The 23,427-nt window shown below is 60.8% G+C and carries 17 protein-coding genes and 1 pseudogene; 7 read left to right on the top strand and 11 right to left on the bottom strand.

Annotated features, from left to right (window positions below; all coding sequences use genetic code 11):
• Nucleotides 1-50: 50 nt before the first annotated feature.
• Nucleotides 51-1,394 (top strand): annotated as a pseudogene (locus J5251_RS03735) (relaxase/mobilization nuclease domain-containing protein); the annotation flags it as partial.
• Nucleotides 1,395-1,427: 33 nt separating this feature from the next.
• A complete protein-coding gene (locus tag J5251_RS03730; protein ID WP_208575230.1) occupies nucleotides 1,428-2,684 on the top strand; it encodes a hypothetical protein in 1,257 nt (418 codons plus the stop codon).
• A gap of 4 nt (nucleotides 2,685-2,688) precedes the next feature.
• Here J5251_RS03730 and J5251_RS20635 read toward each other — a convergent pair whose 3' ends face one another.
• From J5251_RS20635 to J5251_RS03675, 11 genes are all read right to left on the bottom strand, one after another.
• Nucleotides 2,689-2,760 (bottom strand): IS3 family transposase, encoded by a 72-nt coding sequence (locus J5251_RS20635; protein ID WP_208576040.1) that lies wholly within the window; start codon nucleotides 2,758-2,760, stop codon nucleotides 2,689-2,691.
• A gap of 87 nt (nucleotides 2,761-2,847) precedes the next feature.
• Complete coding sequence (locus tag J5251_RS03720; protein ID WP_208575229.1) at nucleotides 2,848-4,227, bottom strand: aspartate aminotransferase family protein; 1,380 nt, start codon at nucleotides 4,225-4,227, stop codon at nucleotides 2,848-2,850.
• A 52-nt stretch (nucleotides 4,228-4,279) separates the two neighbouring features.
• On the bottom strand, nucleotides 4,280-5,803 hold the full coding sequence (locus tag J5251_RS03715) for a gamma-aminobutyraldehyde dehydrogenase (RefSeq protein ID WP_208575228.1): 1,524 nt from the start codon (nucleotides 5,801-5,803) through the stop codon (nucleotides 4,280-4,282).
• Between the two features lie 342 nt (nucleotides 5,804-6,145).
• Nucleotides 6,146-7,558 (bottom strand): NAD(P)/FAD-dependent oxidoreductase, encoded by a 1,413-nt coding sequence (locus J5251_RS03710; RefSeq protein WP_208575227.1) that lies wholly within the window; start codon nucleotides 7,556-7,558, stop codon nucleotides 6,146-6,148.
• Nucleotides 7,555-9,213, bottom strand: a complete 1,659-nt coding sequence (locus J5251_RS03705; protein WP_208575226.1) for a hydantoinase B/oxoprolinase family protein — start codon at nucleotides 9,211-9,213, stop codon at nucleotides 7,555-7,557. The genes J5251_RS03710 and J5251_RS03705 overlap by 4 nt, the downstream gene beginning before the upstream one ends.
• Before the next feature lie 2 nt (nucleotides 9,214-9,215).
• Nucleotides 9,216-11,276 (bottom strand): hydantoinase/oxoprolinase family protein, encoded by a 2,061-nt coding sequence (locus J5251_RS03700; RefSeq protein WP_208575225.1) that lies wholly within the window; start codon nucleotides 11,274-11,276, stop codon nucleotides 9,216-9,218.
• Between the two features lie 76 nt (nucleotides 11,277-11,352).
• The gene (locus J5251_RS03695; RefSeq protein WP_208575224.1) at nucleotides 11,353-12,699 is read right to left on the bottom strand and encodes an APC family permease; all 1,347 of its coding nucleotides are present in this window, start codon (nucleotides 12,697-12,699) and stop codon (nucleotides 11,353-11,355) included.
• 103 nt (nucleotides 12,700-12,802) lie between these two features.
• Nucleotides 12,803-13,534, bottom strand: a complete 732-nt coding sequence (locus tag J5251_RS03690) for an SDR family NAD(P)-dependent oxidoreductase (protein WP_208575223.1) — start codon at nucleotides 13,532-13,534, stop codon at nucleotides 12,803-12,805.
• Nucleotides 13,527-14,756 carry a C45 family autoproteolytic acyltransferase/hydolase gene (locus tag J5251_RS20260; RefSeq protein WP_244250915.1) on the bottom strand — a complete coding sequence of 410 codons (1,230 nt, stop codon included), beginning with the start codon at nucleotides 14,754-14,756 and terminating at the stop codon, nucleotides 13,527-13,529. The genes J5251_RS03690 and J5251_RS20260 overlap by 8 nt, the downstream gene beginning before the upstream one ends.
• Nucleotides 14,734-15,477: an SDR family NAD(P)-dependent oxidoreductase gene (locus J5251_RS03680; RefSeq protein WP_208575221.1), complete on the bottom strand. Its 744-nt coding sequence runs from the start codon at nucleotides 15,475-15,477 to the stop codon at nucleotides 14,734-14,736. The genes J5251_RS20260 and J5251_RS03680 overlap by 23 nt, the downstream gene beginning before the upstream one ends.
• A gap of 53 nt (nucleotides 15,478-15,530) precedes the next feature.
• A complete protein-coding gene (locus J5251_RS03675; protein WP_208575220.1) occupies nucleotides 15,531-16,289 on the bottom strand; it encodes a polysaccharide deacetylase family protein in 759 nt (252 codons plus the stop codon).
• A 342-nt stretch (nucleotides 16,290-16,631) separates the two neighbouring features.
• Between J5251_RS03675 and J5251_RS03670 the strand changes: the two genes are divergently transcribed.
• The 5 genes from J5251_RS03670 (at nucleotide 16,632) to J5251_RS03650 (ending at nucleotide 23,137) form a co-directional block, all read left to right on the top strand.
• A complete protein-coding gene (locus tag J5251_RS03670) occupies nucleotides 16,632-17,609 on the top strand; it encodes a sugar ABC transporter substrate-binding protein (RefSeq protein WP_208575219.1) in 978 nt (325 codons plus the stop codon).
• A gap of 5 nt (nucleotides 17,610-17,614) precedes the next feature.
• Nucleotides 17,615-19,123: an ATP-binding cassette domain-containing protein gene (locus J5251_RS03665; protein WP_208575218.1), complete on the top strand. Its 1,509-nt coding sequence runs from the start codon at nucleotides 17,615-17,617 to the stop codon at nucleotides 19,121-19,123.
• Nucleotides 19,123-20,172, top strand: coding sequence for an ABC transporter permease (locus J5251_RS03660; RefSeq protein WP_244250785.1), 1,050 nt, complete (start codon nucleotides 19,123-19,125; stop codon nucleotides 20,170-20,172). Before J5251_RS03665 ends, J5251_RS03660 begins: the two co-directional genes overlap by 1 nt.
• A gap of 76 nt (nucleotides 20,173-20,248) precedes the next feature.
• A complete protein-coding gene (locus tag J5251_RS03655) occupies nucleotides 20,249-21,388 on the top strand; it encodes a class II histone deacetylase (RefSeq protein WP_208575217.1) in 1,140 nt (379 codons plus the stop codon).
• Nucleotides 21,389-23,137: an ABC transporter substrate-binding protein gene (locus J5251_RS03650; protein WP_208575216.1), complete on the top strand. Its 1,749-nt coding sequence runs from the start codon at nucleotides 21,389-21,391 to the stop codon at nucleotides 23,135-23,137.
• Nucleotides 23,138-23,427 lie beyond the last annotated feature (290 nt).

The raw sequence follows: 23,427 nt of genomic DNA, 5'->3' as shown, positions 1-23,427 counted from the left end.
AACCAGCCTGACCCGTTTGGCCATGCGCTTCCAATCAGCGGCAGCGCACGTGGCACTGCTCGTTGAACGTGCGCGCCGAAGAAGGCCCGTTTACGGACCAGCAGTGGGGCGATATCGCCAACGACTTTGTGGACGCCATGGGCTTCACCGAGACAAGCGGCAAGGCACGCTGCCGGTGGGCCGCGGTCAACCACGGCACCAGTGAGAACGGCAACCACCACATCCATATCGCGGTGTCCCTGGTCCGTGAGGACGGCACCAAGGCCGCCACTCACGGCGATTACAAACGCGCGCAGAAAACCTGCCGCGAACTCGAAATCAAATACGGCATGGAGCAGCTCTCTACGGTGCACGCCACCCGTGGCTACGAGCGCGCCGAGAAAGCCACCGCCATCCGGGAAGACCGGGAGATGCACCGTGCGTCGCTGGCCCATAAGGTGCGTGCCAGCGCCGGCGCTTCCGTGACGGAGGCGGAGTTCGTCCGCCGGGCCCGCGACACCGGCTTGCTGGTCCGCCCGCGGTTCGCGAAGAACACGACGGATGTGATCGTTGGGTACTCGGTTGCCGAGCGGCCGAAACCGGGGGAGCGGCCTATTTGGTTCGGCGGCGGCAGCCTCGCCTCCGACCTGAAGCTCGGTGCCCTGCGTGAAGGATGGCCGGACTCGCCGCAGGCGGCGACGGAGGCTGCGGCGGAGTGGAACGCCGCGGCACGGAACAAGCGCAAGGTGGCCAGGACCGGTCCGGAGAAGGCGGCACCACCGGTACAGGCATGGGTGGACTACACGCGCAACGCGACCGCTTTAGCGGACCGGCTCCGCGCTGTCCCGCGTGATGATCACGCCACCTGGGCTAAAGCCGCCCGGGAAGTTTCCGGTGCCTTCGCGGCATGGTCGTACCGGCTCGAACCGGTCCCCGGGCCGTTGGCGGCCACAGCCGCTGAACTGTCCCGCACAGCCCAGCTGCGGGCACCGCGGCAGCACGGCAAGCCCGTCGCACTGCCGTCCATCGCCGGCACCGCGATGTTGTTCATGGCAGCGTCCAGCAAGGACAAGACGGCAGCGCAGACGGCACTCATGGTGCAGCTGATCAACACCGCCTTCGCCGTGTACGAAATGCACGCCCAATCCGGACGGACCCGGGAAGCCCAGCGCATCCGGTCAGTGGTCGAGAACCAGCTGGCACCCTTCACTGCAACCATGCCCAAACCCGTACCGGTAGCAGCCCGAGAGGAGCCCGCCACAGCGTCAGTCAAGCCCAGGGCCGTGGATATCGCCATGCGCGGCATGGCACCCATCCGCCCGGGATCGGTGGTGCCCACAACACCAACCCCGGCGGCACCGGCGAGAACCTACCAGCCCGGCCGGCTCGGCACCGGGCCGGGCCTCGACCGATAAAAAATCACGTCACTAGTGCAAAGGGGAATACCCATGAGTGAAGCAGACGGCATCGACGACGTTCTGGATAACGGTATGCGGCAATCACTGCTGCTAGCCTCACGTATTGCCGAAACCCTGGCACGCCGCCGGCAGGAAGCCCGGCGGCAGCAGGAACACCTGGACTCCCAGATCGCGCACGAAGCCCAGACGCGGCTCGCGGCAGAGCGCAGCGCAGCGCACGCGGCACTCGCCGCCGTACACAAGGATCAGTGGTGGGACAAGGCGCAGCCGGCCGACATCGCCACTGCCTATGCTGTCGCTGAGGGCTGGAAAGACCACCCGACAGCCTTGGAGGCGTCGGAGAAGATCCGTCAGGAAGTCCTTACCCGGTACGGCATCGACACCCACGACGTCGGCGCGGACACCGCCTACCTCGAATCCGGGATCGAAACCATCGCGACCGAAAAGGCCCGGCAGGAGGAGCTGGCGCGCAGCCAGGAACAGACCCGCAAGGCCGCCGCCGAACACGAAAAAGCCATGCAGCTGCTCGCAGCGGCCCGCGCCGAAGAACTCCGCTCACAGGCCGGGAAACTCGCCCCTGAAATGGAACGCCACCAAGTGCCCGTTGAATACCTGGCCAGCCCGGAGCTGGCACAGGCATTGCAGCGGGCCCACAACGCGAAGACCCCCAAAGCCGCCGCGGCTGCCGACGCCGAAGTGAAGATACGCATGTTCCTCATTGGCAAGGACGGGATCCACGGTCCCGACATCGACCAGCTCCGCAAAGAAACCACCGCGAACGTCAACGGTGCCGACGACTCGCACTTCACGGATCCAGCGTTCGTGAAAGCCGCCAAGGAAATGCACGAAACCAAGCTCCTGGCCGAGGGTGGTTTCAAGGGCTCCCGGTCGGCGTCAATGGAACAGCGATACGAACGGGCCGAGAAGGAACTCTTCGCGCGCCTCGAAGGCATCGGCCGCGAAATCGAAAACCGCGTCACCGGCAACGACAGCAACCGGCTCCAAGACCAGGGACTAAAAGCAGAAACCGCCTCGGCCGCCGGCTACGGCTCAACCGAACACCACAAGAAGTTCGCTGAATCCTTGGAAAACAGCGGGGCGAACGAAACCCAAATCCGTGGCCGTCTCGCCGCCGCCCGGGGCGAGGGTACCCACCCCAGCGCGGCCGTCACCATGGGAAGCGGCGCGGCCAAGGCAAAAAAGACCCGAACCGGGGTATCCATGGGCGCGGAGCGGGCCAAGAGCAGTCCCGCCCGACAAATCGCTACATACGGAAGAGGGAAGTAAGAGTCTATCCCTTGAGCTTTGTCGAGATCCTTTCGTTGTTGTACCAGCGGATGTATTCCTTCAGATGGTACGGCAAGGCGTCGAACTGCGCCCTTACACAACTGCCCCGAAAATTTGAACTAAATTCTCAGTACAACTTTCGGGGCGGCGCGTGATAGGTGAACTATAGGAGTGATTCGGCGGCTGTGAGTGTGGCGCGAAGGATTTGTTCCATTTCATTGAATTCCGATTCCCCGACGATGAGCGGGGGAGAGAGTTGGATGACAGGGTCTCCCCGGTCATCCGCGCGGCAGTACAGGCCATTTTCGAACAGTTGTTTGGAGAGGAAGGTCTTCAGGATTCGTTGGCTTTCTTCGGGCGTGAAAGTCTCTTTGGTTCCTTTGTCTTTGACCAGTTCTATGCCGTAGAAGTATCCGTCTCCCCTGACATCGCCGACGAGCGGCAGGTCCAGCAGCTTTTCCAGGGTGGACCGGAACAGAGCTTCCCGGTCCAGTACGTTTTCGTTGATGTTTTCTCGTTCGAAGATGTCCAGGTTTGCCATGGCAACGGCGGCGGCAACGGGATGGCCGCCAAACGTGTAGCCGTGTTTGAAGAAGGATTTTCCTGAGGCAAATGGTTCAAACAATCGGTCGGAGGCGATCATTGCACCCATGGGCGCGTAGCCGCTGGTTAGTCCTTTGGCGCAGATGATGATGTCGGGCGTGTAGCCGAACTTTTCTGCGCCGAAATATGTGCCGAGTCGACCGAAGGCGCAGATGACTTCATCACTGACGAGCAGGACATCGTATTGGTCACAGATCTGGCGTACTCGCTCAAAATATCCTGGCGGTGGCGGGAAACACCCGCCTGCGTTCTGCACTGGTTCCAGGAAGACTGCGGCAACGGATTCCGGTCCCTCAGCCAGGATCTGCGCTTCGATTTGATCGGCAGCCCATAATCCGAATGCCACAATGTCGTCCGGGTAATGCTCTGCCCGGTAGAAGTTCGTGTTCGGAACACGGTGCGTCGAGGGCACCAGGGGCTCGAAATCATGCTTCAGTTCCGGAATGCCGGTAATGGACAGAGCACCGTGCGTGGTGCCGTGGTAGGCCGTGGTTCTGGACAGAACCTTATGCTTCTGTGGTTTGCCCATCAGGCGGAAGTATTGTTTTGCGAGCTTCCAGGCGGACTCGACGGCTTCGCTTCCGCTGTTTGTGAAGAAGACTTTGTTCAAGTCGCCCGGTGCGAGGTGGGCGAGACGTTCGGCTAGTGCTGCTGCCGGTTTATTCGCATATGACCACAACGGAAAGAATGCCAGTTCGGAGGCTTGCCGTGCCATGACTTCTCCGAGTTCAGTCCGGCCGTGGCCGACTTGGACCACGAACAGGCCGGCGAGGCCGTCCAGGTATTTGCGTCCTGCGTCGTCGTACACGTAGGCGCCGTCGCCGCGCACGATCATGGGCAGCTCCTCATATGACTGGGGCTGGGGCGAGAAGTGCATCCAGAGGTGGTCTCGGGCAGCGGTTTTGAGGCGGGTTTCGGTACTGTACAGAGTTTCGGTCATCGCTATCTCCTAGTGGGGTGTAAGGAAGCTTGTTTCAGAATCTTTCGGCAGCTCATGGCTGGGACGCCGGCATATTGGTGCTGCGGAAGATCGTGTTTTGCCAGTCTTTGTGGGGTGTTTTGTCGCGGCTGAGCATGACGTGTTTGGTGTTGGTGTAGTCCTCGAGCGAGTAGGCGGACATGTCTTTGCCGAAGCCTGAGGCCTTGAAGCCGCCGTGGGGCATTTCGGAGACGATCGGGATGTGGTCGTTGATCCAGACGCAGCCGGCCTGGATTTCGGCGCTGGCGCGCAGGGAGCGGTTGAGGTCGTTGGTCCAGGCGGAGGCGGCTAGCCCGTACGGGGTGTCGTTGGCCAGGGTGATGGCTTCGTCGTCCGTGTCGAAGGGCAGCGCGGTAAGCACGGGGCCGAAGACTTCCTCCTGCACGATCTCGGAGTCCTGCGCCGCGCCGGCCACGAGCGTGGGGCGGTAGTAGGCGCCGGCGGCAAGGTCGCCGCCGGGCGCGTGGCCGCCGGCGAGAATGGTGGCGCCGTTGGCGCGGGCGCGGTCGACGAAACCGGCGACCTTGTCGCGGTGGGCATGGCTGATCAGCGAGCCGAGGTCCGTGGCCTCCTCGGTGGGGTCGCCGACGATGACCTGGTCCATGAGTTCGGCGACGCGGGCGGTGAAGGCGTCGAAGAGCGGGCGCTGGATGTAGGCGCGGGTGGCGGCGGTGCAATCCTGGCCGGCGTTGATGATGGACCCGGCGACTGCGCCGTGGGCGGCGGCTTCGAGATCCGCGTCGTCGAAGACCACGAAGGGTGCTTTGCCGCCGAGTTCCAGATGCGCGCGTTTGGCGGTTTCGCTGGCGAGGGCCATGATTTTGCGTCCGACGGCGGTAGAGCCGGTGAAGGAGGTCATGGCCACGTCGGGGTGCCTGACGAGGTGTTCGCCGGCGACGGTTCCGGTGCCGGTGACGATGTTGATCACGCCGTCCGGGATGCCGGCGGCGGTGGCGGCTTCGGCAAAGATGAGGGAGGTGCCGGGGGTGAGTTCGGAGGGTTTGAGCACGATGGTGTTGCCGGCGGCGATGGCGGGCAGGATTTTCCAGCCGGCCATTTGGAACGGGTAGTTCCAGGGGGCGATGGAGCCGATCACGCCGATGGGTTCGCGGCGGATCATCGACGTGCCGCCGGCGCCGTATTCGCCGGCGGCCAGGCCCTGCAGCTGCCGGGCGGCGCCGGCGAAGAAGGAGACGTTGTCGATGGTGCCCGGGACATCGAATTCCGTGGCCAGGCGGATGGCCTTGCCGGTCTGCGCGGTTTCGACGGCCGCAATTTCGTCTCTCCGGCGGTCCAGCTCTGCGGCGAGGCTCAGCAGTGCGTCGGAGCGCTCGGCCGGCGTGCGCCGCGACCACGTGCCGAAGGCCCGTCTGGCCGCGGCGACCGCGTCGTCGACGTCGTCCGTACTGGCATAGCGGATGATCTCGGCGGGCTCGCCGGTGGCGGGATTGACCCGTTTGGTCTCGTTGCCGCGGCCTTCGCGGTACCGGCCGTCAATAAACTGGTGCTTGCCGGATAGTTCAGTTTGCTGAATCATGTCTGCTCCGAGTCGATATTTGTGCCATCTGCTTTGCTGACTGTCTAGGGAAGCTGATCTTCCTTAGCGGTGTTAGAAGTCCGAGACCTGAAAGTTACATTTGAAGAGGATTGCTTGGATGTCCAAATAGGCACGATGAGCGGATCAAGGGTTGCGCATCGAACTCCAGCCCGGGACATAGGTAGCCCGGGGGTAATGGGTTCGGTGGCGTGTGCCAGCCTGCACCCAGCAACGCCAATTGTCTGCATCGGTACATGACCATGCGTACGTCGCAGTCCGCTGGTCCTGTTCGGCTGTCCAGCACATTCACACTTAGGCGAGACGGTGAGCACGGACTGACCGTCACGAATCGAATCCGAGTCCGAGCGCGTCCAATGTTTTCAGCCACAAGCCCCGTTTACCGGCATTACGATCGGCGCGGGCCAGTTCGTAACGGGTGAGGTTGATGCCTGCGGCTCGTACCGGTTCCGGCGGAAACGGTATGGTCGGGCGCCGGACCATGGACAGCGAGGTGCGTTCAGTGCGTTCACTCGCCAGCAAATCCAGCATGGTGTCCGCTGCGAAGCGGCTGGCGCCCACACCGAGGCCGGTGTGGCCGATGGCGTAGGCGACCTTGTTGCCGTACGCGGTGCCGTAGGCGGCCGAGAACCGGGTGGAAGTATCGATCACGCCGCCCCAGGCATGGCTGAAGTCCACCTCGAGCTGCGGGAACGTCTGGAAGAACTGCTCGGCTAAGAGCCGGAAGGTTCCCGGGCGCCGTTCGAGCTCCGGTGAAATCCGGCTGCCATAGTGGTAGACAGCGTCGTAGCCTCCCCACAGGATCCGCTCGTCCGCAGTTATGCGCGAGTAATGGAACTGGTTGGCTGCATCCGTCAGTCCTTCGCGGCCTGCCCAGCCGATCGAGGCGAACTGCTTTTCGGTCAGGGGCTCGGTGGCCAAGGCGTAGTCGTAGACAGGGACGGTGGCGAGGCGGTTCCGCCGGAGCAGGGAAGGGAAGGCGCTGGTGGTCAGGATGACCCGGTTGGAGGTGATGTGGCCGTAGGGGGTCGAAACTTCCATTCGCCCGTTCGCATCGGAGAGAGAGCCGGCCGGGGAATTCTCGAAGAATGCCACGCCTTGGGCTTCCAGATACTCCTTCATGCCGCACACCAGACGGTAAGGCTCGATCAGCATCGTGCCGGTCGGGTCGTACACGCTCCCGATGAAGGACGGTGAATTGATCCGGGCCCGTGTCTGTTCAGCGGAGAGCAGCTCGAGTGGTCGGCCGAAGCTGCGGGCCGGTTCCACCGTCGCCTTCAGCTCTGCCAGCTCATGTGGTTTGAGGGCTACTTGCAGTTTGCCTGCGGTGCTTAGCCCGCCGTCAATGCCGGCTTCATCGAGCTCGGCCTTGAAACCGCGGAGGTTTTCGAGTCCGATCCGCTCCAGCACGTCGGCCTCTTTAGGCCAGCGGGCCAAGGCGTTGGCCAGGCCGTGAGTAACGCTGTAGGAGACGAATCCGCCATTGCGGCCAGACGCCGCCTGGCCGACTTCGTGCGAGTCCACAACTGTGATCGCCCAGTCCGGATGACGCTTTCTCGCGCGCATGGCTGCCCAGAGCCCGCCGAAGCCAGCGCCGACAATGAGCAGGTCGCAGCTGTGCCGCCCGATCAGCTTGTTGGCAGGTTCGCGCTGGATCCCTTCGAACCAAACCGACGAATATTTCGTATGGGCCAGGGATCTCTGTACTCGGTCAGTGGGCGCGGTTGTGGTGGTCATCCCAGCACCAGCCGGCCGTCACGCAGATCGGCTGCCTTCAGTTCGGCCGGGCGCTCGGCGGCCGGACCGAAGCCGCCGCCACCGGCTGTTTCTACGCGAACCACTGTGCCGGGCTGAAGCGTGGTGGAGGTCTTCGTCGCCACTTCGTGCTCAGTTCCATCCGGAGTGATGAGGGTGATCCGCGTTGCGTGCGCGGCCCCGCCGCCGGCCGCGCCCTCAGGCGAGAAGCTGCCGTTGGTCTGCTCGGCATAGAAGGTGGCGCGTTGCGGGTGTTCCAGGATTTGGTATTCGCGGCGCAGCCCCATTCCGCCGTTGTACTTTCCGGTGCCTTGTGATCCGGGCACAAACTCGTTCTTCAAAATCCGGATCCGGTAGTTCGTCTCCACCACTTCGGCGGGCATCACGCCAACGTTGGACATATAAGTGTCAACGCCGTCCACCCCGTCACCGAACCTGGTTCCTCCGGTGCCGCCGCCAACGACGTCGGCCATCACCGCCGGGCGTCCCGTCACCGGCGAGGTGCTGCCCACGTTCATGCAGAAGAAGCTGACGGTGCTGCTGCCGACCGATTCATCGGGCCACAGATCGGTCAGTGCGCGGATCAGGGTGTCGGCGAAGCGCTGGCAGGTGTTGTGGCGGATAGAGACTGCCGCCGGTGCCTCGGGATTGAGGACGCTGCCCTTGGGCGCAATCACATTCACGGCGCGCAGCAGTCCATCGTTGGCGCCCAAGTCCGGGGCCACTACAGCGCGTACAGCGTAGACGATTCCGGCACGGGCGCTGGCCCAGGGTACGTTCATGGCGCCACGGACCTGGGCGCTGGAGCCGGATAGGTCAATGGTAAGTGTGTCGCCGGTCTTGCTGACCTTGGCATGGATGCGGGTGGGCGGACCATCGAGGCCATCGTCGTCCAGGAACCCTTCGGCTTCGCCGGTGCCGTCCGGAAGGTCCAGCAGGGAATTGCGAACCGCTTTCTCTACAACGTCAAGGGAACGGGACATGACGGTAGAGAGCACGTCCATGCCGTACTGTTCCGCCAGTTCGTTCAGCCGCTGGTAGCCCAGGATGCAGGCGGCGCGTTGTGCCCGCAGGTCGCTGACGGTGCTGAGCGGGTCGCGGATGTTGTCGGTGATGATGGAGATGACATCCGGATTTTCTGTGCCCGCAATGGACAGCCGTACAGGAGGAAGGATCAGCCCCTCAGCGAAGATATCCTCGAGCTCAGGGCCTTCGCTGCCGGGGTTCACACCGCCGACGTCGATATGGTGTGCCGCGGTGCCGCTCCACCCTTCGAGCCGGCCGTCCACAAAAATGGGTGTGACCACATTGACGTCGGGTAGGTGCATTGCGCCAAGGAACGGGTGGTTGCAGATGAACGCGTCGCCGTCGTTGATCTTTCCTTCCCAGCGTTCGATGATGGCCTTCACCACCAGGGACATGGCGCCGAGTTGGGCAGGGATGTAGTCAGCCTGCGCCACCAGGTCCCCGTCCGGAGTGAACAGGGCGCAGGAGAAGTCGTCCATGTCGCGGATGATGGGACTGTAACTGGAGCGCTTGAGGATCACGCCCATCTCCTCCGCGATTGAGTGCAGGGCTGAGGAGATGACTTCAAAGGTCACTGTGTCCACGGTTTGCCGGTTGTCGATGGTTTCCATGGCTATTTCTTGTCCTCCGTGATGATGATGTCGCCGTTGGCGGCTACCAAGCCGGTCTGGCCTTTGAGCATGACTGTGGTCGCGTCCATCTGGGTGATGATCGCCGGACCCGTGATGATGTTGCCGGCCAAGAGCTTGGACCTGTTGAGAACGATGGTCTCCGTTTCACCGCTGCCGGGCAGCCGGACAAACCGGGTGCCGATCATTGCGTTCTCCGGAAGCTCTGCGGTTCCCTGCGCGATAGGGGAGGACGGCACACGTTGGAATTGTCCGGTGGCGGCAATCCGAACCGTGACCATCTCTACCGTTTCCTGCGGGGAGCTGTGGCCGTAAAGCTCGGCATGGGCAGGATGGAACTTCTCGGCGATTTGGGTGAGCTGCTCAAGATCTGTGCCCTCCACGTTGACGGTGAGCTCATAGCCCTGTCCGAGATAGCGGGCGTCAATGGTGGCTTGGACTTCCACGGTATCTGCGGCGGCCCCGTCGGAAATGATCTGGTCGGTCAGGGCCCGCCGCCGTTCCTCCAGCCAGTCCCTGATGGGCGGCAGCGCATCGGGGCTGACGGGCTTGAGTACCGTCTGCGCGTCGTCGACCCGGAGGCCGGCGGCCAGCAGTCCGTCGGCGGAGAAGAGCCCTGGCTGCAGCGGCACAACTACGCTGGCCAGGCCGAGGTGGCGCAGCAGCATGCCCGCGTGCAGCGGGCCGGCACCGCCGAAGGGGAAAAGGGTGAACTCACGCGGATCGAGTCCGCGCTCCACACTGACCTTGCGGACTGCCCGGACCATATGCGCAAGCGCGATGGCCAGGATCGCCTCCGCGGCCTCGGGCACTTCCATGTCCAGCTGGCTGCCGATTTCCTTTACCGCTGTTTCGGCGGCGGTCTTGTCCAGGCGCAGGTCGCCGGCGAGAGCGTCCGTGCCCAGGGTTCCCAGCACTACGTGGGCATCCGTCAGCGTTGCCTCCGTACCGCCGCGTCCGTAGCTGGCGGGACCGGGGACGGCCTTGGCCGACTGGGGGCCAACGCGGAGGCGTTGCGTCCGGTCTACCCAGGCAATGCTTCCGCCGCCGGCACCGATGGTGTGGATGTCCACGGTAGGAGCGACCAGGACGTGGTCCTGCACTTCCTGCGTGCTCGTGTATGGAGCCTTCGAATCACGAACCAAACAGACGTCGACGCTGGTGCCGCCCATATCGAGGCTGATGACATTGTTGAGGCCGTGTTCGTCTGCTGCACGCACTAGTCCGCTCACGCCGCCTGCCGGCCCGGAGAGGATCAGCCGATGCGCTTGCGCGCCGGCCCGTTCGGCGGGAACGCAGCCCCCGTTTGACTGCATGACCTGGAACGGGGCGGCGACGCCGCTGCCTTCCAGGGCGGTGGCAGCGCGCTGCAGATAGGCAGCCACTACGGGGCGCAGGGCGGCATTGATCACGGTGGTCGCGGTCCGCGGGTATTCCCGGAACTCGCGGGCCACCTGGCTGGAGATGGTGATCGGAGTATCCGGGAAACGCGCTTCCATCGCGCTCAGGAGCTGGTGCTCATGGACCGGGTTGAGGTAGCTGAAGAGCAAACTGACCGCGATGGCTTCGGGCTGCACCTCGGCAATGCCGTCGAGGACTGCGGCGACGTCCTCGTCGCGCAGCGGCCGGAGGATGCTCCCGTCGCTGCTGATCCGTTCATCCACCTCGAAGCGGGCATAGCGATCGACGAGTTCACGGGGTCGTTCGGGCGAGAGGCTGTAAACGTCGGGACGGCTGCCCTGCCGGTAGGCCAGAACATCGCGGAAGCCCTTGGTTGTCACCAGCGCGACTGTGGCCAGGTTACCGGTCAAGGTGGCGTTGGTGGCAACGGTGGTGCCGTGGCAAACCAGTGCTACATCCTCGAGCGGCATGCCTTGAGCCGCTAGTTCTGCAACAGCGTTGGTGAGTCCATGCGAGGGATCGGCCGGTGTCGAGGCAACCTTGGCAACCAGTGAACGGCCGTCATCCGAGCGGGCAATGGCATCGGTGAAGGTGCCGCCCGCATCGATGCTCACGGTCCATCGGGGCACGGAAGTAGTAGTCATCGTTACTGCTTTCAGTTCAGGGTTTGAGGCCGGACGACGACGCGGTCGCGGCCGAGGGTAGGGAAGGTGCTGCCGGCTAGTCGTCAGCGAGGTTGAGCTCCGGCGGGCTCTGCCTGAATCCTCGGGTCATCGTGGCCAGGTAAGCCAGACCGGCCAGCATCCAGCCGATGCCGACGACGAAAGCGACCGGGGACAGGCTTGTCCAGAGCCAGACGCACAGGGCCAGGCCCAACAGGGGAGCTACCAGATATCGGAGGAGGTCTATTCCACGGCGCTGGCCGTTTTTGATGTAGTAATGCTTGATGACGGACAGGTTGACCATGCTGAAGGCGGCTAAAGCGCCGAAGCTGATCAGTGATGAAGCGAGCGTAAGATCCATGACCAGCGCAATGAGGCCGATTGCTCCGACAATCACGATGGCGTAGATAGGCGTCCGGTACTTGGGATGCACGTAGCCAAAGACCCGCCGTGGAAGGACGCCGTCCCGACCCATGGAAAAGAGGATGCGGGAGACGGTCGTCTGGGATGCCAGCACTGCCCCGAAGCATCCGGCAATGTAGGCAGCCGTGAAGAACGCCTCAAGGAACGGTCCTCCTGCGGCGCGGGTCACATCCAACGCCGCCGCGTCAACGCTGGAGTAGGCCGTCCAATCCGGGAAAACCAGGTTGGCCAGCAGCGAGATGACGATGAACAGCAGACCGCCGATCAATGTGACCAGAATGATTGCCTTGGGCACGATCCGCCGTGCGTCCACGGTTTCTTCGGCGAGGGCGGAGACAGCGTCAAAGCCGAGGAAGGACAGGCACAGAATCGCGGCACCCGAGAAGATCACGGCGACGCCGGGACCCTGGCCAATGAGCATGTCGACGATGGAGGGCATCGGATTCCCGGAAGCCGCACGCAGCGCCATCACCGCGAAAACGATCAGGAACACGGCCTGCACGGCTAAGAGAATGCTGCTGGTCTTCGAGATCAGTTTGATACCGAGGATGTTGAGCCCGGTGACCACGACCATCGACAGGACAATCCAAACGGCTTGGGGAATCGCGGGGAAGCTTGCTTCCATGTAGATGCCGATCACGAGGTACGTGATCATCGGCATCATCAGGTAGTCCAGCAGCAGTGTCCACCCGCTCATGAAACCGATGTGTCCGCCCAATGTTTTGCGGGTGTAGGTGTAAGCGGAGCCGGCGACCGGAAAGGCGCGTGCCATCTTGGCATAGCTGGCCGCCGTGAACAGCATCGCCACGAGCGTGACGATATAGGAAGAGATGATGTGGCCTTCGGTCAGCTGGTTGACGATGCCGAAGGTAGTAAAGACCGTCAACGGGAGCATGTAGGCCAAACCGAACAGGACTGCAGATGGCAGCCTGAGTACACGGCTTAGGCTTATTTCTTGTGCCGTGCTCGTGGCAGGGATCATGGGTTTCCTTAGGAAAATTGATGGCGATGTTTAGTGGTTAGAAGTCGGGTCTGACTCTGAAGACTCATATGGACTTACGTGATCTATGTCCGGCGTCGGCGGCCTAAACAATGGTTTGACCGCCATCCACCGGAAGAACGACTCCGTTGACGTAGCTGGCGTTCCGGCTAGCCAGGTATAGGCAGGCCTGGGCAACCTCTTCGGCCTCCCCGAGGCGTTGCAGCGGAATGTTTTCTAAGACCTTGCCTAGGCCCTCCACGTTGTTGACGATGGTCGTCATTGGGGTATCGATGACGCCGGGAGCCACCACATTTGTCCGGACACCGCGGGGCCCCCACTCGGCCGCTAACTGACGGCCGAGTGATACAACGGCGCCCTTACTGGCCGCGTAGGCGGCACTGGGCTCCCGCCCATCCCCGAGCGAGTAGGCGATCGAACTCAGAAAGACGATGCTGCCTCTGCCCTGTCTGAGCATCGGCCGTCCCAACACCGAGGCGACCAAGTAGCTTCCGGTGACATTCACGTGTTGGACTTCCTGCCACAAAGCTAAGTCCGCGTCCTCCGAAGCTGATGTTCGGTAGATGCCGGCACAGTGGATTAGCGCTTCCAACCCCTCCGGCCAGCGTTCTTCCACGCGTTCTAGAATCTGTTCGAGTGCAGTCACTTCCGTGATATCACAAGAGACCTGGAGCAACTCATCCCTTTCGGTGAACTCCGGTGTCTTCTTGTCTAGGGCCACGACCCGGTAGCCGCTATTGAGTGCAAGCTGGACGGTGGACGCGCCAATTCCTGAGGCCGCTCCGGTGATCGCTAATACCGGGCCGAGCTCAGACACGGGGTGCTCCCTCGAGGACGTTGGTCAGGAACGGGCGGAAGTCCAACGGCTCTCGCCTTGCTTCGCAGGGGTTTCCCTCGGCCAGATGGAGGGTCCGGTCTTCAAGATCCATCACAACGGACATGACTGTGGACCAACGTTCGGCTTCGGCGAACCGGGGGTCTGGGTGGCAGCAGATGGAGCCAGGAAAATCCACGTGGTCCTTCAAAGCAAGGTCGAGGGAGTCGATGGTGGAGGGTTCCTGACGCCCGGCTACGAGTTCGCGCATACGCTGGAGGCGAATGAAGCTGTCAGCCATCGCGTTGCCAGCAAGGTCGTGGCCGCCGACTATTTCTTCTAGGAAATGATTGGTGTGGAGCAGTGCCCCGCTGCGGGCCATCAACGGCCGGACGGTCCGGGCATCCCCTGGCGCCGTTTCGATATTAAGAATCCCTCCGCCTGGGCCGCCGACGACGAAGTTCCCTGATGAGGCCCGGTAATGGGAGGACAAAGTTTCAACGGCATCGAAAGCTGTCCGACAGTCTGCTAGGGCGCGGATCAGAACATGGAATGGCACACCTTTCTGCCCGTTGTCCAGGGAAGAGACCAAGGTGTTGACAGCTATACCAAGGCCTGCGGAATTCAGTGTGGTTTTGGCCAGCAGCCCCGCTTCAACGATCGTGACGAAATTGGGGTGGTCTTCTCGCTCCACCTCCAACAGCACCACACTTTCGAAGCCGTGCAGCAGCCAGTCCCAATTCTGTCCCACGAGAGTATGGCCGGACGAAGTCCTCGCTGGAGTGAGAGCGAATGAACTGCATTCGCTTCCGTACCGCCGAGCTCTCTCGCCGGCGCGGTCCGTGAATGCTGCCCAGAGGATTTCGGTGCGGCAATTCATGGCAAAGATATCCTCGAAAGGGATTCCTGCCCCGTCGGCAATTCCTTCTATCTCAGTCATCAGCCACGGGAAAGAATCCCGGACGGGCTCCAGATAGCGTTCGGAAAATACCACGGCATCGGACCATCGCAGCCCCGCCTGGGCGAAGGACTGCTCATAGCCAGCCCGAGCCGCCAGCACCTGCCCCTGCGCCTGTGACCCGTATTGATGTCCCCTTTCAAAGGGACCCCCGGAAACTCTAATTCTTGGAAATTTTCCTGCCACCAACGTTGAGGCCCTTTCTGCCGAAATTGTCGTTACAACCGCTAGGGCGGTAATTCTGTTATGACGAGACCAAGGCCCCATTGACATGAATCGTCTGCCCGGAAACATATGCTGCATCTCCCGAGAGCAGCCACAACACGGCTCCTGCCACGTCGCGTCCAGTGCCGTGCCGCTGGAGCGGTACGGTGGAACGCAACTGCTCCAAATGTTCCTCAAACGGGATCCCCTGCCGCTGCGCCTGCATCGCCACCTCCTCTTCATGCATTTCCGTCAAGATGTAGCCCGGCGCAATAGTGTTGGCGGTAATCCCGTGCATGCCTTCCTCGACTGCGATGCACCGAGTCAGGGCAGCTAAGCCAGCCTTGGACATGGAATAGGCTGCCCCATTAGGTGCTGGATGGTCAGCGAATAATGATCCGATGTTGATGATGCGCCCTTGGCCGCTTCTGCGCAGGTGTGGGATGGCCTCACGGCATAGCCGGGCGGCGCCCAACAGGTTCACCTCCAGAACACGGGCTATTTGCTCATTCGTAGTTGTATGAAAGCCGATGCTGGGCCCCCCTACGCCGGCATTGTTCACCACGGCGTCGCAGCGACCGAAGCTGTCCATGGCCAGATCCACCAATTCACGTGCGGATGCGAGGCCGGCCATGTCGGTGACTGCATGGACCAAACTGGTTCCGTTGTGGGCATGCAGGGACTCGGGTAGGGAAGGCGCGATATCGCTCGCGACAACCCGGTAGCCGGCTCCGAGCAAAGAGGAGGCAATAGATTTGCCAAGTCCCTGAGCGGCGCCGGTCACTATGGCAACCCGGCCGGGCATCTCTGCCCCGGTTGTCTCTTCTAAATGCATCTTCATGGGACTCGTCCGCTTACCAGTTGGGCAGTTTCCCGGGCGGTTCGGATCCAGGCACCCGTGGTGGCTAGATGTGCAAGCACGGAATTTAGCATCTCAAGTCGGGAGGGTCGTCCAATGATCATTGGGTGCATGGTGAGCATGACATGACCTCCCAGTGAGGCGATGCCGTCAATCTCGGGAAGCCAGACGTCCAACACTTCTCGCGGGGACCGTATCGTCTTCTCCCATGTATCGTTTGCGAACCAGAAGTGCGGCGCATCGTCCAGGATCCACGACACGGGCAGTTCAACAAGATCATGTGAGGCGTGACGGTAGGGGACGATGTCGTCCAACAGATTGGAGGAGTATTCAAACCCGTGGGATTGCAGTAGGTCGAGCGTCTTGTCGCTGAAGTCCCATGAGGGCGAACGGTAACCTGCAACCTCTGCTCCTAGGTCCTGCAATGCTTTGAGCCCACGCTTGATCTCGATAGTTTCCTCCTCGAGGGACAGCACGGTCGGCGATATATGCGTATAGCCGTGATGGGCGATTTCGTGGCCCGCCGCCAGAATTGATTGGATGGATTCCGGGTGACGCTCGGCATCGCGGCCGCATATGAAAAAAGTGGCGGCGACACCGTGCCGCTCGAGCAGGTCCAGGATCAGGGGCATGGCGACCTTCGGGCCGTAAGCCCCTTGGGACAGGACGCCCGGTCTGCAGGCGTTTTCAGGGTTTTCGCCAACCCATACCTCTTCTGCGTCGAAGTCAAAGCTCACCGTCGCCCCGTAACGATGACCTTGAGGCCAATCGAACATTTCTCTACCTCTGCTTTCTTCTATGCCGCCAATCGACTTCCTGCAGATGACCCATTCTTCTGAAACTCTTGGCAACAGTCATGCGTCATTTGACGTATCTTCACCGTGGCCATGGATAGAGGTTGGGGTAGGGCAACGTGCCACAGCGGAAGAACCAAAATTGTTACATCCCGTACGTCATATGACGCATGTTGCCTATGGCTGTAGCAGTGTGTCCTATTACACAAGGAATTTGCGAACTTACTTGGTTTACGCGTCGGAGATGCGGCCATTGATGTTGGACAGACCGAAACAGGAGAAACAATGAAACTACGCGCCATTCCCTTTGTCGCCGCAGCGGGGCTCGCGGCCTCCCTTGTGCTGTCGGGCTGCGGATCAGCCGGTGCCGAAGGAGCAGATTCTGGCTCCAAGGGAGCGGTAGCCATGAGTTTTGCTGGATTGGACATTCAGATATGGGTGGACGAACTGGCGTACATGAAACCGGCTATCGAAAAGGCAGGATATGAACTACTGAGTGATGATCCGCAGTGGAATATCCAGAACCAGGTGTCGAGTTGGGAGTCATGGATCCAACGAGGAGATGTGAAGGCAATTATGGGTTATCCCGTTCAGTCCGACTCCATGGCTGCCGTCACTGAGCAGGCAAACGCCGCGGGTATTCCGGTGGTCGGCTACGCAACTGAATGGGATGGAATCACGGGCGCATTGGTGATCGACAATTTTCAGGATGGTGTTGCACTTGGCGAAGAAGCGGGCAAATGGATTGTTGATAAATACGGCTCCGCCGAAGTCCCGGTCGGCCTCTTCAGCTATTACGAAACCGATCTTGGCCGGGACCGGACCGAAGGTATTAAGAAGGGCCTGCAGAATGCTGGAGCACACGTTAAGATTGCCGACATGCCGGCCCTGACAGTCGAGGACGGGATGGAGAATACGCGCAGCCAACTCAGCGCGAATCCGGATACGAAGGTGTGGCTTTCCACGGGCGACGGGCAAATGATCGGCGCCTATCGCGCGCTGATGGAACACGGTGTCGATGCCCACGATCCCGATTACTTGCTTGGCGCTTTGGACGCGACGGACGAGTCTCTCGACCTGATCAAGGATCCGGAGGGCATTTGGAGGCTGGGCTACATTCTGCCTGCCAAGGAGCTGGCCGAGAAGAATGTGGAACTGCTGCTGGGTGCGGCTGAAGGAACGCTCAAGGGTAATATCAACATCGCCTCGACCCGCGTAACGCCTGAGAACGCCGACCAGTTCTACACCGAATCGGCTAAGTAGCACCTATGGAAAACCTGTCTGAAGGACGCGGTCCGCTGCCGGCGGTCCTGAAACTAAGCTCTCTGACGGTCGAGTTTGGAGCCACCAGGGCGCTCGATTCGGTCAGTGTTGGCATAGCGCCCGGCGAAATAGTAGGTCTGCTGGGACACAATGGGGCGGGCAAATCTACTTTGTTCAATGTTGTTTCCGGTGTTTTCCCTGCCACCTCTGGCGCTTTCCTGATCGACGGCACAGAGGTCAGCACCCGCTCTACTCCGATGGATATGGCTAGGCGCGGAGTCACGGTTATCCACCAGGAACCGGCCCTCGCCCCAAATTTGAGCATCCTCGACAATCTCTTCCTGGGACAATCCGAGCTATTCCGCAGGGACAGGTCAGGCGCGGCGCGTAGAGCCTTGGCCCGGGTCGGAGCGGACTTGGACTTGGACTTGATCGTGGGCACCCTGTCACTCGGCGAACGCCAATTGGTGGACCTGGCCCGCGGCATGCTTCGCGGTGAAATAAAGATCCTACTGCTTGATGAACCAACGGCCGCACTCGGCCGCGCGGAAACTGTCGCCCTGCACCGACTGATCCGGAATCTGGCAGCCGACGGGGTGGCTGTCATTTATGTGTCCCACCGCCTGCCAGACATCCTCGATGTATGCCAGCGGATTCTGGTCCTTCGGTCCGGCCGGTTGGAAGTCGACGGACCCGCCGGGGACTTCGACGGACAATTGCTCGCCAAGGCACTAGCACCGGATGCAAAGACCGGCACGTTTGTCGTTGCTCGCCCCTCGGAACACGAATCTATCGGGTGTGAGGAGCCTGCCGCCGGTATTTCTTGTCAAGCTGGAGAAGTAGTCGGACTTTTCGGCATGGCAGCCGGTGAGCAGTTTACGCTTCTTGAAAGTATGTTCGGAATGCACGGCAGGTTCGGTTTCAGGCTAGACGGCCGCCGGGTTGCTGTCGCCTCACCCGCCCACGCAATCCGGCATGGAGTCCACCTCGTGCCTGCGGACCGGGAGAACGATGGCTTGGTATCAGGAGCCTCGGCTCTTGACACCGTTTTCTTACCTTGGTACAGGGACGCCGCACATCGGGGATTCTGGATCGGTCCGAAGGCAGGCACGCAGGAATACGCCCGTGCGCGGGCTGTATTGAACATCTTAGGGCCGGACAGTGAGGCGCCCATTGATGAATTCAGCGGTGGAAACCGGCAGAAGCACCTCATTTCTCGGTGGATGTTTCCCCGCCCTCCGCGCGTCCTGCTCCTGGCTCAGCCGACGCAGGGGGTCGACGTGGGGGCCAAGGCCGATATTGCTGGGGCTGTGCGTGCCATGGCTGCAAAAGGGACGTCGGTCTTGGTTGCTTCGGCAGAATCCGATGAGATCACCCTGCTGTGCGACAGGGCCTACGTCATGTACGGAGGCCGAACCGCCCCTGTAGACCGTACCTCCCGTTTCGGGGGCGAATTGCTGTCAACACTTCTCGAACTGTCCGACCGGACGTCTCCTAAGGAAGAAGTCGCATAATGAAACAATCCGTGGGGGAGTTTAAGACTCTCATGGCGCGCAACGGGATCTTTATGGCCCTTGTCCTGCTGATCATCTTTTTTTCGCTGCTAAACCCGAGGTTCCTGAGCATGGGCAATGCCATGAATGTCATGCTACAGATCGCGGAGCTCGGGATCATCGCCCTGCCCTTGGCCATGCTCTTGATTTCAGGAGCTGTAGATCTGTCCGTTGGCTCTATTGCCTCTGCAGCTGCAGTGAATGCGGCCCTGACCATGAGCGCGACCGACTCAATTGTCCTAGGCATAGCCGTCGGTCTCATATTCGGCGCATTTGCCGGAATGCTGAACGGATTCCTCGTAGCTTATTTAGGGCTCAATCCAATTGTGGTGACACTGGGTTTCCTTAGCGTCTGGGGCGGGTATGCGATGCTCATGACCAACGGGCGCACAGTGACTCGGAGCGAGCTGCCGGACGGGTTTAGGGAACTTGGGACGGCGGCCATAGGGCCGGTCCCGATGCGTTTGGTTATGCTTGTCGCTGCCATAGCCTTGGCTTGGTATGTCCTAAACCGGCATCGCATTGGTCGCGAGGTTTACGCGGTGGGCGGCAGCCAGCGTGCGGCTTTCCTGATGGGGATCAGCGTGGCTAGGATTCGTTTCGGCTTGTTCGCGGCCTGCGGTGTGTCGTCTGCTCTTGCCGGCATAATGTTGGCCGCGAAGGTTCAGTCGGCTAGCCCTGCTATCGGGCTCAATCTGGAAATGAGTGCGCTAACCGTAGTCTTGCTGGGTGGCGTAGCGTTCGCAGGCGGTAGCGGTCGCATCGGTGGCGTGATTGCCGGACTGTTGTTTTTTGGCGTGCTGCGTAATGGGTTGGTCTTCCTGCAGGCGTCCCCGTTCCTACAGACCATTATTGTGGGACTGACTTTGGTAGTGGCTGTAGGCCTGGACGAATCCATTCAGAAGATTGTCAAGAAGTCTTGGGAAAATCGAGGCCGTGCTGCTCTGGCCGAACAATCCCGAGATGATGAGGACATCAAGTTCCAGACTGGATCCGCCGTGCGGTCCTGATTCTCTGTGGCGACACAACGAGCAGAACTACCGTGTTTCTATCTGGATACACATCACACGAACTGAGGAGCAGACAATGACGACCGGTTGGATTTGGCACGAGGCTTTCAATTGGCATAACACCGGCAACGGATCGGGGTTTTTTCCGCCCGGAGGATTCATTCAACCTTATGAATCCTTCGATTCCCCGGCAACCAAGGGCCGTTTTGCCGCACTAGTGGAGGTCAGTGGCTTCGATAAACAGATGCGGCGTCTAGAGGCAACCGAGGTCACTGATGCGGAAATCCTCCGAGTCCATACGCCGGGATATCTTCTGCGGCTAAAAGAACTGGATGCCACAGGCGGAGATGCGGGCGAAAACGCAGACTTCGGGCCGCAGGGTCTACGCATTGCCCGACTGGCAGCTGGCGCCGTGGCCAGTGCTGTGCGAGGAGTCCTAGCCGGCGAGGTCAGCAATGCGTATGCACTTGTGCGGCCCGCAGGACACCACGCAGAGCCGGATCGCGGACGGGGGTACTGCATTTTGGCCAACACGTCCATTGCGGCAGAAATCGCCCGGGAAGAATTCGGGATCGAGAGGATCGCAATCGTCGATTGGGATGTACACCATGGCAACGGTACTCAAAAGGTCTTCTGGGAGGACCCTAACGTGCTGACGGTGTCTCTTCACCAGGACCAACTCTACCCGGTGGACTCTGGATTCCGGGAGGAAAACGGCGGTGCAGGCGCTGAGGGAAGTGCCCTAAATATCCCGCTACCAGCCGGTACTGGAGACGGGGGCTATGTTCGGGCAGTGGAGCAGGTTGTTATACCCGCGCTCCAGCGGTTCCAGCCGGAGTTGATCATCGTGGGTAGCGGCATGGACGCGGCCGTCACTGACCCCTTGGGCCGCATGATGGTCACTAGTGAGGGCTTCCGCCGCATGTCGCATCTAGTCATCCAAGCCGCCGCTGAGTTGGCCGACGGCAATGTGGTATTTGCCCACGAAGGCGGCTATTCGGCGCACTACGTCCCGTTCTGTGGCATGGCCGTGCTAGAGGAACTAACCGGTCTGAAATCAGCTGTGGATGATCCCTACCATGACTTTTTCCAGAGCTATCCACAAAGATTAGTCGAACCCTGGCAGGAGGACGCCATCCGGAAGGCAGCGGTCCTTGCGCAGTTCGTCCCGAGTTATGCGGTTTTGCAGGAGGCAAGCCACACGCAGAATGGATAAATGGTCATAAGCGGATGGAACAAGTACATGATGTCCCAGTCGGAGTTCACAGCAGACCACCACGGACACACAACTGTCCTCATGGGCACGGCACCGGCTGCCGAACTCATCCAGCTTGCCCGGGGCTTTCTCCTAGTCAACCGCACGGAAGCACAGTTTATTTTCCGCACTAGTGGACCTTGGCTCGCGGTGCGCATGGAGCGCCACCGCGGCCGGGGAGACCAACAGGACCATGCCCTAGTGAGCACAAGTTACGCAGTACTTCCACTGGGGATCACTAAACGTGAGATCGATGTTTTAACTCTCGTGTCCTTAGGACTGACAAACATCGAAATCGCTGCGCGGCTGGGAACCAGCCCGCGAACAGTGTCCACACAAATTGAGCGGCTACTCCAGAAACTGGACCAGCGCGGTCGAGCAGGATTAGCAGCCTTGGCAGTGGACAGCAATCTGCTTGCACTGCCCGTGCCGGGCGGGGTCGACGGGGTTGTCCCGATCGCAGCCGTGGGACTTGAGAAATTTGCCCGCATGCTCGCCGGCAATCCTGACCGGGTCAGTGCGCTTGCAGCACTGCCGCCTATGCGCCGTCCTATCCTGCTAGGAACGTTGGCTTCATTGTCGGGCAATGCCACGGACGACGGCGAGGAGCACGTTCGCGGTTCCGCTCTTGCAGTCGAGGAAATTAATGCCAACGGTGGCATCGCGGGACGGCCTCTGGAGCATATCGTTGCCGACGCGGATCTATTTAGCCCAACCGATGTGCGAGGGGCCATGCAACGGCTGATCGATGCGAGGGTGGATGCCATCACAACAAACTACATCAGCGCGGAAAACCCGTTCATCCTTGACATGGCGGCCGACTATGGGCACCCATTTCTGCATCTAGACACCTTCGAGCAGCATGTTGAATTGGTGCGAGACCAGCCCGAACGGTACTGGATGATCTACCAGACGTGTCCGTCAGAAAAGTACTATGCAATGGCTTTTCGACGTTTTCTGCAGGAACTGGAAGATAGCCGAAGGTACACGCCTGTCAACCGCAGGGTAGCGATCGTGGAAATGGACTCTCCGAGTACCCGCATCACGGGGAATGGATTCGAAAGCGCTCTGTCCTCGGTGGGCTGGAGCATCTGTTCTAAGGTATCAGCCCCATTTCGGCAGACTGATTGGCGGAGAATTGCGCGGAAGATCTCCGCATCCAACCCTGATGTGGTGTTGGTTGCCCACTTTATTCCGGACGAGATCGCGCTGTTCCACCGGCTGCTGAAGGAACACGATTTCACAGGTCTAGTGCATTACGTTTACGGCGCTTCGATCCCCAGGTTCAAGGAGCTACTGGGCCCCCTAGCTGATGGAGCAGTTTGGAGCTCAGTGACCAGTCGGACTGACTCTGCGTCTGCCACAAAATTTCATCGCGACTACCTTCTGCGGTACGGCATCGAACCCGGACCATCTCAGGCCAGCGCCGCCTACGACCAAGTGCAACTATTGGCTTGGAGCTGGGCACGCAACGGCAGCACCATACCGTCTGGTACCTGCAAGGTTTTGCGTGAAGAAACCTATCGGGGCCTGAACGGAATTTACTATTTCGGCAGCGGCGGACAATCGCCGCTTAGCTACCCCGACGGAACCGCCGATCCAACCTTGGGGCAGGTCCTGATAACCTCGCAGATCCAGAACGGCCGCTCCGTAGTAATCAGCCCGCCCCTCTTTGGAGCCATGAACCGATTACAGGCACCAACGCGTTGACGGTGGCAAGATGCTATCAGAGCTTCGGTTACCGCACCGCGAGGCTGGCCGTCGCGTGTCCTATGAAGGCCTGAGTAGGCCGTTCTGGCATACCTGACGATCTAACCCCTGAGCCCGAAACTCAACGCCGATAAGGTACCTTATGTCAAGTTGTAATCTGCGTATCTCATCATATGAATCAATTCTGCCGGATAGGACACGCTGATACATCTTCCGTCGCACGTGGCATCAACGTCGCCGGATCCGCGCCCTTGCAGCCACGCCGGACTGGTGTCGCTGTCCCTGCTCAG

The organism is Arthrobacter crystallopoietes (genome assembly GCF_017603825.1).
GTDB classification, from domain to species: Bacteria; Actinomycetota; Actinomycetes; order Actinomycetales; family Micrococcaceae; genus Crystallibacter; species Crystallibacter crystallopoietes_B.
The sequence above is the reverse complement of the archived record's forward strand: the minus strand, read 5'-3'. Positions and strand labels throughout refer to the sequence as shown.

Bases quoted from the DNA above. Each gene is read 5' to 3' on its own strand.
- J5251_RS03650 (WP_208575216.1), top strand. From the start codon at position 21,389: ATGGTCATAAGCGGATGGAACAAGTACATGATGTCCCAGTCGGAGTTC.
- J5251_RS03730 (WP_208575230.1), top strand. From the start codon at position 1,428: ATGAGTGAAGCAGACGGCATCGACGACGTTCTGGATAACGGTATGCGG.
- J5251_RS03710 (WP_208575227.1), bottom strand. From the start codon at position 7,558: ATGACCACCACAACCGCGCCCACTGACCGAGTACAGAGATCCCTGGCC.
- J5251_RS03670 (WP_208575219.1), top strand. From the start codon at position 16,632: ATGAAACTACGCGCCATTCCCTTTGTCGCCGCAGCGGGGCTCGCGGCC.
- J5251_RS03705 (WP_208575226.1), bottom strand. From the start codon at position 9,213: ATGGAAACCATCGACAACCGGCAAACCGTGGACACAGTGACCTTTGAA.
- J5251_RS03720 (WP_208575229.1), bottom strand. From the start codon at position 4,227: ATGACCGAAACTCTGTACAGTACCGAAACCCGCCTCAAAACCGCTGCC.
- J5251_RS03695 (WP_208575224.1), bottom strand. From the start codon at position 12,699: ATGATCCCTGCCACGAGCACGGCACAAGAAATAAGCCTAAGCCGTGTA.
- J5251_RS03665 (WP_208575218.1), top strand. From the start codon at position 17,615: ATGGAAAACCTGTCTGAAGGACGCGGTCCGCTGCCGGCGGTCCTGAAA.
- J5251_RS20260 (WP_244250915.1), bottom strand. From the start codon at position 14,756: ATGGGGCCTTGGTCTCGTCATAACAGAATTACCGCCCTAGCGGTTGTA.
- J5251_RS03655 (WP_208575217.1), top strand. From the start codon at position 20,249: ATGACGACCGGTTGGATTTGGCACGAGGCTTTCAATTGGCATAACACC.
- J5251_RS03715 (WP_208575228.1), bottom strand. From the start codon at position 5,803: ATGATTCAGCAAACTGAACTATCCGGCAAGCACCAGTTTATTGACGGC.
- J5251_RS03700 (WP_208575225.1), bottom strand. From the start codon at position 11,276: ATGACTACTACTTCCGTGCCCCGATGGACCGTGAGCATCGATGCGGGC.
- J5251_RS03660 (WP_244250785.1), top strand. From the start codon at position 19,123: ATGAAACAATCCGTGGGGGAGTTTAAGACTCTCATGGCGCGCAACGGG.